The 9,650-nt window shown below is 72.5% G+C and carries 5 protein-coding genes; 4 read left to right on the top strand and 1 reads right to left on the bottom strand.

Translation table 11 applies throughout. The annotated features are described in order from the left end of the window. Nucleotides 1–412: 412 nt before the first annotated feature. On the bottom strand, nt 413–1,249 hold the full coding sequence (locus V6U89_RS29495; protein WP_334576452.1) for a hypothetical protein: 837 nt from the start codon (nt 1,247–1,249) through the stop codon (nt 413–415). Between the two features lie 168 nt (nt 1,250–1,417). On the opposite strand from V6U89_RS29495, the gene V6U89_RS29490 reads away from it, so the two are divergent. The 4 genes from V6U89_RS29490 to V6U89_RS29475 all read left to right on the top strand — a co-directional run bounded on the left by V6U89_RS29490 (nt 1,418) and on the right by V6U89_RS29475 (nt 9,646). Next, nucleotides 1,418–3,298 carry an Hsp70 family protein gene (locus V6U89_RS29490; RefSeq protein WP_334576450.1) on the top strand — a complete coding sequence of 627 codons (1,881 nt, stop codon included), beginning with the start codon at nt 1,418–1,420 and terminating at the stop codon, nt 3,296–3,298. 150 nt (nt 3,299–3,448) lie between these two features. Continuing rightward, complete coding sequence (locus V6U89_RS29485) at nt 3,449–5,329, top strand: tetratricopeptide repeat protein (RefSeq protein WP_334576447.1); 1,881 nt, start codon at nt 3,449–3,451, stop codon at nt 5,327–5,329. A 223-nt stretch (nt 5,330–5,552) separates the two neighbouring features. Next, nucleotides 5,553–8,540: a BTAD domain-containing putative transcriptional regulator gene (locus V6U89_RS29480; protein ID WP_334576446.1), complete on the top strand. Its 2,988-nt coding sequence runs from the start codon at nt 5,553–5,555 to the stop codon at nt 8,538–8,540. Beyond that, entirely contained in the window at nt 8,537–9,646 is a 1,110-nt protein-coding gene (locus V6U89_RS29475; RefSeq protein ID WP_334576444.1) for a DUF2637 domain-containing protein, read from the top strand. Before V6U89_RS29480 ends, V6U89_RS29475 begins: the two co-directional genes overlap by 4 nt. The last annotated feature ends 4 nt before the right edge of the window (nt 9,647–9,650 follow it).

Raw genomic sequence — 9,650 nt, 5'->3', positions numbered from 1 at the left:
GTGAGTCCTTCCGTCAGGTCGTCGGCGTACCGCCCCGGGTCTACCGCGCCGCGTTTCCACCCGCCGAGCGGCGACCATCGCGGTTGGCGCAAGCAAGGTCTCGGTCCGCCGTCTATGACAGTTCCCGGAAGGAGAGCGCCGCGGCTTCTGGTGAATGAGGGTGAACTTGTGCAACGTTTCCAATAACAGCGAGCGGTTCGCTCCCGGCTCCGCGATGGTGCGCTGGCGTACCCAGCCGAGGAAGCGTTGGCGCAGCGGTACGGGCGGGGTGGCGAGGTCACGGCTCGCGGCCGCCAGGCAGGAGCCAAGGTGTACAGCCAGATTCGTTCGTGCCTGGCGGTACCACCGACTGCCGCCTGCGGACTTGCCCGCTGCCAGGTCTGACGTGCTGATCATCGGCGCGTGGGCGGCTCTAGCCCGTGTGCTGTGCGGCAACTCGCTCGGTCATCACGGCGAGGTCGGCGAAGGGCCACCAGGGGCCGGACGTGAGCGACACTTCTCGGCAGCCTTGCCAGCCGGGGGTCGGGGTGGTGCCGAACGCGGTGCGGTAGGTGTCGATGGCGGCGAGGACGACGAGGTCGGGGTAGAAGTGCCAGGCGGGGTCGAAGAACTGGTCGTTGGCGTCGGGCAGGCAGTACTGCACGACGGCGCGTGCCTCGTCGTTCTGTTCGACCATTGTGTGGTAGTCGTGCCAGTACCAGGCCGGGTGCAGGGCGTAGCGGCGGACTGCTTGACCCAGCGCGTCCCAGGTCGGGCGTAGGACCTGCTCATAGGTGCTGCGCACGGCGGTCAGGACCAGTTGCAGGGCAGCCCGTTCTGTGGGCAGGACGGGTGAGCAGAGGTAGGGGTGTTCCATCAGGTCGTAGCGTTCCTCCATGCCGTCGTAGCGTTGTTCGCCGTAGTAGCCCTCCCACTCGAAGAATTGGTGGAAGTCGCCGTGTGCGGTGATCTGTTCGAGGTCGGATGCCTGCTGCCACAGCGGTGCCCGTGCCGTGGACAGGGCCTGTTGGAGAACGTCGCGGCGCACCTGGCGCACCACCGGCGTGTGGCCGTCGCCGATGTGGTGTTCGAGCGCGTCGATGGCCTCGTGCAGTGCTGTGCACCAGATGAATCGGGAAGGCGCCGGGAGGCCGGCAGCGCGGTAGGCCGCCCGGGCGGCGGCTTCGGCGGCTTCTCGGTCGACGGGATCGGTCGCGGTAGCGGCTGCCGTCCAGAGGGCGGCGACATCGTCGGGGGATACGGGCCTCATTCGTGGGTGCACGGTTCCATCCAATCCATGGCGGTCAAGGTAACCAAGTGGGTGAAGCGATTCAGGGTGGCAGGCAAGAACTCTGTGTCTTCTCCGGCCGCTGCCTGGTGGTGGCTGTGCGTGATTCATGGGTGACGTGACGGTGATCCTCATGTTTGACTGGGGTCTATGCGATCGGGGGAGGCGCGGCTGGCGATCGACTGTGGAAGTGCCACCACGACCGCGGTCGTCGCTTGGCCGGACGGTAGGTGGTTTCCGCTGCAGTTCGACGGCGGGCCGGCACTGTCCAGCGCGGTGTTCCTAGCCGATGACGGGAACGTCCTGACCGGGCAGAAGGCCTGGCAGGCGGCGGTTGCGGACCCGCGACGGTTCATCCCGGCGCCTCGACGCTCTGCCGAGCAGACGCTCACCGTTGCCGGCACTGAGGTCGATGCGTTGGATCTTGTCGTGGCGACTCTGCGCCGGGTGGCCGCCGAGGCCCACGCGGCGGTGGGCGTCGCGGTGGAGGATGTGCGGGTGGTGGTGCCCGCGGGGTGGGGGCCCCGGCGGCGGACGTGGATGCGGCACGCCGCGCACCGCGCTGGCCTGCCGCAGCCTCGCCTGGTGGAAGCCCCGGTGGCCGTGGCCGGCCAGCTGCTGACCGAAGGTGTGCAGCTTCCGGTGGGCTCGTTCTTCGTCATCTGCGATGTCGGCGCCGCCGCGGAGGTCAGCGTTGTTCGGCGGGGCCCGGCAGGATTCGAGACCCTGGCAACCCTCACCGACCCGGACGCCGGCGGCAGCGCCATCGACGACGCGTTGACGGCCATGCTCCTCCCAGCGGCAACCGAAAGCACCGGCGAGCAAGCAGACAGGTGGGGCCTGACCGCCAGCGTGCAGGCGGGAAAACACGCCCTTGCCCACCACCCGGCGGTCACCGTGCCACTGCCCAGCGGCCCCGCCGCGGTGTTGAACGCCGCCCTGCTGGACCAGGCCGCGCGGCCCGCGCTGGACCGGGTCGCTGAGCTGACGGTGGAAGCGATCGCCGCGGCGGAAGTCGACCGGACCCATGTCGTGGGCATCTTCTGCGCCGGCGGGGTCGCTCACATGCCCCTGCTGCAGAAGACCCTCAGCGAGGCGACCGGCATCACCCCGGTCGTGGCGGCCGATCCTCACATGGCCGCGGTCCGTGGTGCCGCCGACGTCGGCGCCGTCGCAGTCGGCGGCGATGCTGTCGCCCAGGAGACGGCGGTGGTGCCGCCGGTGCGCAGGGCTGCCGCCGTCGCGGTGCCCGGCTTCGCGTCCCTAGCGTTGGTGGCGCAGTTCCTCCTCACCCCGGAGTGGATGGGAGGGATCCTCGGTGTCATTCCCGCCACGGCGATGCTGAACTGGGGTGAACTGGCCATGGCCGCGGTGTTCGCCCTGATCGCCTGCCTCGGCGCCGGCACGGTCATCGCCTCAGCCATCGCCGCCCGCAACGCAGCCGACCACAGCCCACCCGGCGTTCAGACCGGCACGGGCATCCTCGCCGCCGCCAGCATGGGCAGCGCGATCGCCGGCATGTACGCGGTCGTCGGCGGCCTCTACATCGAGACCGCCGTCGGGCCGTTCCTGCGGTGGGCGCTGCTGCCGATCGCCCCGATCATCGCGGTCGCGGCGGTGATGGCACTCATCGCCGCCCGACAGTGGCGCACACCTGACGGCGGCTGGTCACAGCTCCTGTCCTTCCCCACCAGCTCGGTGGTGACGGCGGCCGCGGGCATGTTGTGCATCCAGTACTCCCTGACCGCGGACCGCTGGCCCGACATGATCCTGTTCATCGACATCACCGGCCGCCTCGGCGGGCTGCTCCTCGGCGCCGGCACCATCATGGCGTTAGTGCGACAGCCGCTGCTCAGGTTGATCCTGGGCGCGCCCATGGCGGTCATCACCGCCGCGCTGGTCAGCCCCCGCGCATCCGGGATCCTCGGCGTCATCTACGCGATCGCGGTCGCCGTGTGGTGGATCCGCCAACTGTGGACCCGGATCCTGCGCCCGCACCCCCGCCCTCACACACATGAGCGTCTCCACTGAAATGAACCTCCGTCGCGCTGGAGGCGAAGCGACCGGGTGGTGGTGGCGGTGAGATGGTCACAGCGCTTGGTAGGCCTTCTTGCGCTGTCGCTGCTGTTGGTCGTCCCGCCGCTGGTCCTGTTCAGGACCACTCGGTGGCCCATCCACGGCATGCCCACCGCTGAGCAGGTACAGGACTGGGTGGCGCAGCCGCTGACCGAACGCACACTGACCGCTGGGTTGACCCTGCTGGCCTGGCTGATCTGGCTGTTCGTCGCCTATACCGCCATCGCGGCCGCCGCCCGCCGGGTGCGCTCCGGCGCGCGGTGGCTGCGCCGCCTGCCGCTGCCCACGCCGCTGCAGGCCACCGCCACCAGCGTCGCCGGCGCAGCGGCCCTGGGCGCAGGTCACGCCGCCGTTGCCCAGCCTGCCGAACCGGTGGCCCCGGTCACCGCCTCCGCCGTTGACGGCTCACCCATCAGCCCCGACACCGCTGACACGGTGGACGTGGGGGAGGGGGTCACCATCGCGGGAGGGTGGCTGCCCCGCGAGACGGCTGAACAGGTGGCGGCTGCGTCGGCGCTGGTGTGGCTGCGTCGCCGCCGCGACTATGAGCCCCTGACCGGGTCAGGACCGCCGCGCCATGATCTGGCGCCGCTGTCGACGACCGTCGCGGCTGTCCGGGCGGCCCTGGACGCCACCACCCACCCCGACGACCCGGCTGAACGGCCACCACCGGCCGAAGCTAGGGCGGCGGGCCCGCTGACCGTGCTGCCGACGACGGTCGCACTGACCGGGCCCGGCGCCCTGCCCGCCGGCAGGGGAGTCTTAGTCACCGCACTGCTTGCCGCTCTACGGCAGCCGGCGGACGGAACCCCGACCGTGATCACCCGCAGGGCGCGGGCGATGCTGCTCGGCCCAGCCGCCGCCGTCGCACTGCAACAAGGGCTTCCCGGCCTGCAAGTGACGGCCAACCTCGACGACGCGCTGACGCTGGCGCACGGCACCGCACGCAAGGTGCTGCTGATCAGCGAGACTGTGCCCGCGGCGGTTGGCAGCCGATTGGCCGCTGTGCTTGATACCGGCACTGTCACCGCAGTGGTTCTCGGCACCTCGCCAGTCGGGGCGACGTGGCATGTCGACGTCCACGGTCGCACCAGCCAGGTCGGGCGGTCGCAGGAGGGCGCGGCGCGGCTGTGCGTCCTGGACCAGGTCGCCGCCACCGATTTGCTCGCGGTCCTCACCCTCACCCGGGCAACGCTGCAGCGCCAGCCAGCCGACGCCACGGCCGTTCCCCGCCCGCGGCCCGCCGTCGATCCGGTCACCCTCCGCGCAGCGACGCCCGAAGTCGCGAAGCCGACGCCGTCGGTTCACCTGCGGATTCTCGGCAAGCCCGCCGTCCTCGTCGACGGGCGACCGGTCGCAGTGCGCCGCAGCGCCGCCTGGCAGGGCCTCATCCTCCTCGCTGTTCACCCTGAGGGCCTGGGCGCCCGGCAGTTGACCGACGCCATCTGGCCGGGCATACCGGCCCACACCGTCACGGGCCGCCTCTACACCACCCTCAGCGATCTGCGCCGCACCATCGGCGCTGCTGCTGTTCACCACCGTGACGACCGCTACCGCCTTGACCCGGACCACGTCGACGTCGACCTGTGGCACCTACGCACGGCAGCCCAGCACGCCGCCACCGCCCTCACTGACCACACCGGCGCCTGGCAGAAGGTCATCGACGCCTACACCGGTGACCTCGCCGCCGGCCACACCTGGGCGTGGGTCGACCCGCCGCGCGAGACGACCCGCCGACTGGTCATCGACGCCTACGCCGCCGCGGTCGACGCCCAACCCGACCCACACCGCGCCTTGGAACTGCTGGAAGCCGCGCTGCGCGTCGACCCCTACAACGCCCATCTGCACCGCCGCGCCGCCGACGCCCTCACCGCCACAGGTGACCACAGCGGCGCCGCCCAGCTCCTGCACCGCTACACCCATCGCCTCGCCGACGCCGGGCTCGCACCCATCCCCCTGGACGAGACCACACCCTCCTCGCGGTGAGCCACCCACTGTCGTGGGTGGCTCGGCGAGTGGAACTTGCCGCGCGTCGCTGACCTGCGCGTGTAAGCCCGTGTGAGGTGGTGTGAGGGTCTGTCAGCCGCCGGCCCCTGCCCCCACACCCGGCCCGCTCCTAGCGTCGATCACGAACCCCGCCGACCACATGGCAGGGGGGGAGGAGGCTGAGGTGCGATCCACGTCGGGCGTTCTGGGCGCCATCAGCGCCGTGACTCTCGTGTCCGCCGGCTACGCCGCGTTGCTGCACGCGAATCTGTTGCCGGCACTGCGGCTTCCGTCCGCGGCACAGGCACGGGCCTGGGTCGCGCAGCCCCTGACCGAAGGCTTCATCGTCTTCCTCGCACAGGCCGCATGCGCTGTTCTCGCCGTCTACCTCGTCACCGCGATGACCACCCGCATGGCCGTCCGGCTCACCCGCGCCGCCCGTTGGCTGGCCGCACTGCACCTGCCCGGCCCGCTGCAGAGCCTGGCCGCCGCGCTGCTCGGCGCCACCGCGGCCACCGCCACCGCAGGGGCCGTCCCCGCCGCCGCTGCCGCCACGAACACCGCCGACACCGATGGGCAATCGGCCGGGCGCGGCGCAAGCACGGACGCCGGGAACGCCGCTGAGGCCCCGCAGCAGCCGTCGGCGGCGGCGCACGACACCGGGCTGACACGCCCGACCTATACCGTGCGGCGCGGTGACACCCTCTCTGCGATCGCCGAGCGGCACCTCGGCGACGAGCACCGCTGGCCCGACCTGTACCACCTCAACCGCGGCACCCACTTTCCCAACACCGGCGGCACGCTGCGCGACCCGAACCTCATCCGCCCCGGCTGGACCCTCACCCTGCCCACCAACGCCACCCGCGCACCGCAGCGCACCGCCCCACCGCCGCAGCAGCCCGAAACCGCAACCCCTGGGCCCGCCCCCACGACCGCACCGTCGACCAGACCGGGCACCACCACCGGCGCACCCAGACCGGCGGCCACGAGCGCATCGGCAAGTTCCACGCCCGCCACACCCAACTGTGCCGACGACCGCGCGGGGGGCGGTGTGCCCGACCGCCGCAGCGACACCGCGCGGCGCGGGATCAGTCTGCCCAGCGGCAGTTGGGTCGACCTCGGCCTCGCCCTCGCGATCGCCGCCGCAGTCGCCGTGGTGTGGGCACACCGGCAACGCCGCTACGTCCCCCACACACCCTCGACACCGCGCCGCCTGGACACCCGAGACCTGGCACCGATGCCCCGCGTCATCGCGCAGATCCGCCGCGGCCTACGCCGCGCCTGCGCCGGCCACCCCGACCGCCACACGTCGGCGAACCAGCTCGGCACCGACCACGACGACGTGGACAACATCGACAACGGACTTCCGCCCATCCGGCCGGACGCCAGCAGCCCACACATTGAGGGCAACGACGACGGCCAGGACCACGACAGCGGCCACCACCCTCCTGCCGCCGTCGGCGCCGCCGACAGCGGCGCCCCGCTGCCGGTGGTGCCGGCGTTGGACAACCCGCTGTCGGCGCTGTGGCCTCCGGCCGGGCTCGGCCTGACCGGGCCCGGCGCGGACGCCGCCGCCCGCGGACTGCTCACCGCCGCCCTCGCCACCAGCGGTGTGGACCGTCCCGAGGCGCGCACCGAAGTGGTCATCCCGACGGTGACAGCGACGAGACTGCTCGGCGACGCGGCCCTCACCCTGCCCCGCACACCCCGGCTGACCGTCACCGCCGACCTCGACGAAGCCCTGAACATCTGCGAAGCGCAGACGATGCGCTGCACCCGCCTGACCTGTCAGCACGAGGTCGACACCGTCGCCGACCTGCGCCGCGCCGACCCCTACGAACAGCCCCTCCCGCCGGTCCTGCTGATCGCCGAGGCCACCAACCGCCACGACCGCGCCCGCGTCGCGGCCCTGCTCGCCCAGGGCCAACGTCTGGACATCCACGGCGTGCTGCTCGGCGACTGGCCCGACGGCAGCACCGTCACCGTCGCCGCCGACGGCACCACCACCCCCGCCGACGGTGAAGGGGCCCACCAGGGCAGCCACCCCGCCGACGTCGGCCGGCTCGCCGTCCTCAACCCCGCAGAGACGACCGACCTGCTGACCACCCTCGCCGAGTCCCACACCGGCCAGCCGCAACCCCCCGCACCATCACCAACGGCACCTCAGCCACAGGCCGAGATGACCGGCTGCACCGCGTCCGCCGCTCCCACCGACCGCAGCGCGGCGGCAGTGACGGCTCAGGCCGACAGCAATGCCGGCGACCCCGTCGACGGCACGGCAGCAGCGCACCGCGTGCACCGCGCACCCACCGATGTCGCATGCGGTCCCGAGAGCGACCAGCCCCTTGCGATAGCGGAATCAGCCACGGCCGGCGGTGGAGTCGCGACCGGGCAGCAGACAGCGGACGACCCGCACGACGGCACGCTCAGGCGTCCGGTGCGGGTGCGGGTGTTGGGCACACCCGGCGTCGTCGACGGCGACCCGCAGCGCACCCCACGCGCCAAGTCCCTGGAACTGCTGGTCTACCTGGCCGTGCACGACGCAGCGGCCTCGACGGAGGCGATCCTCGACGACCTGCTTCCCGACGCCCCGTCCAGCAAGGCCGCCGGCCGGCTCTACACCTACGTCTCCGGGCTGCGCGCCGTCCTGCGCGACACCGGCGGCCCCGGCAGCTACGTCACCCACCCCGACCACCGCTACCTGCTAGACCGCGACGTGCTCGATGTGGACCTGTGGCGGATGCGGGCGGCGATCCGCGAGGCCGGCCAGGCCACCGACGCGCAGACCCGTATCGACGCGCTGCGCCGCGCCGTCGACGCCTACACCGGGCCCCTGGCCGAGGGCTGCGACTACGAGTGGGTCGAGTCCTACCGCGAAGCGATCCGCCAGGACGCCCTCGACGCCCACCTCGCCCTCGCCGACGCCCTCGCCGCCCAACCCGCGCAACAGATCGCGGTGCTCGACGCGGCCATCGCCCACCACCCGCACCACGAGCCCCTGTACCGGTCGGCGATGCGCGCCCACGCCCAGCTCGGGCACCTCGACGCCATCCGCGCCCTGCGCCGCCAGCTGACCCACGCCCTCGCCGAAATCGACGCCGAACCCGACGACGACACCCTCGCCCTGGCAGACCGGCTCGTCACCCAGATCAAACGCACGCGACCCAGTCCGCCGCCCACGCCCCGCGCCGACGGCGAGACCCCGGCATGAACAGCGCACCCGCACCAGCCACCACCGCAGAGGCGGACCGGCGGCACCTGCGGCGGCTGCGGTGGGCGGTGCGCGCCGTGCTAGCCCTCGGCGTCGCCGCGTCGATCGCGGCGAACGTGCTGCACGCCCGACCCAACCCGATCAGCCAGGTCATCTCGGCGTGGCCGCCGCTGGCGCTGATGCTCACCGTCGAGCTGATCTCCCGCGTACCCACCCACCAGCGGGTGCTGGCGGTGCTGCGGCTGGTCGCCGCCGCCCCGATCGCCGTCATCGCGGCGTGGGTCAGCTACTGGCACATGGCCGGCGTCGCCGCCCGCTACGGCGAAACCGAAGCCGCCGCCGCCTACCTGCTGCCGCTGTCCGTCGACGGGCTCGTCGTGGTCGCCAGCGTCAGCCTCGTCGAAATCACCGGCCGGCTGCGCGCCACGCCACCGCGCCCTGCGGCTGCCCCCGGGCCGGCCGCGGCCGGCCACCAGTCGCGGCCCGGCAACGCCACACCGGACGTTCCGCTTCCAGCCGAGACCGAGGCCGAGGCTGCGAGCGGCGGGACTGCCCTCCATCTTGCGACTCCGGTTATCCCGGGGCGGACGCAGGGATCGCAACCCGTTGCGCCCGTCGCCGTAGCCGCTCACACGCGGCGCCTGCCCGAGTCGCCACCGGCCACCACACATTCGCGTCAGCAGCCTTATCGCAACGGCACGCACACGGGTGACGACAGGCGAGCGGCGCCAGCGGACGATGACCGCACCAGCGCCGAAGCCGTCGGACAGCGTGGCAGTGGTCAAGTGAGCGGCCACCATCCTGCCGACGCCCACCCCGGCCTGCACCCCGTCGCGGCCGGGGTAACCGATTCTGCCGCGCAGACACCCGGACAGCCCCCCGTGGACTCCACCGACGCGCAGCACCGGCCGGGTGAGGATGCGGTGCCGACGGACACCGCCGCAGCGGTGGCGTACTGGCACGGTCGCGATCCGACGCTGCACCCGGCGGAAATCGCTGCGCGGATCGGCCGGTCCGAACGCACCGTCCGCCGCTACTGGCCGCCACGGCCCCACAGCAGCGGGCCGCAAGTCAACGGTCCCCTCGCCGGCAGCCACAGCCGCTGACACC

The sequence above is a fragment of the Micromonospora sp. CPCC 206171 genome (assembly GCF_036906755.1).
Classification (GTDB): domain Bacteria; phylum Actinomycetota; class Actinomycetes; order Mycobacteriales; family Micromonosporaceae; genus Micromonospora; species Micromonospora purpureochromogenes.
Note: the sequence above shows the minus strand (reverse complement) of the source record. Positions and strands in the feature narration are given on the sequence as shown.

Bases quoted from the DNA above. Each gene is read 5' to 3' on its own strand.
- V6U89_RS29475 (WP_334576444.1), top strand. From the start codon at position 8,537: ATGAACAGCGCACCCGCACCAGCCACCACCGCAGAGGCGGACCGGCGG.
- V6U89_RS29495 (WP_334576452.1), bottom strand. From the start codon at position 1,249: ATGAGGCCCGTATCCCCCGACGATGTCGCCGCCCTCTGGACGGCAGCC.
- V6U89_RS29490 (WP_334576450.1), top strand. From the start codon at position 1,418: ATGCGATCGGGGGAGGCGCGGCTGGCGATCGACTGTGGAAGTGCCACC.
- V6U89_RS29485 (WP_334576447.1), top strand. From the start codon at position 3,449: ATGCCCACCGCTGAGCAGGTACAGGACTGGGTGGCGCAGCCGCTGACC.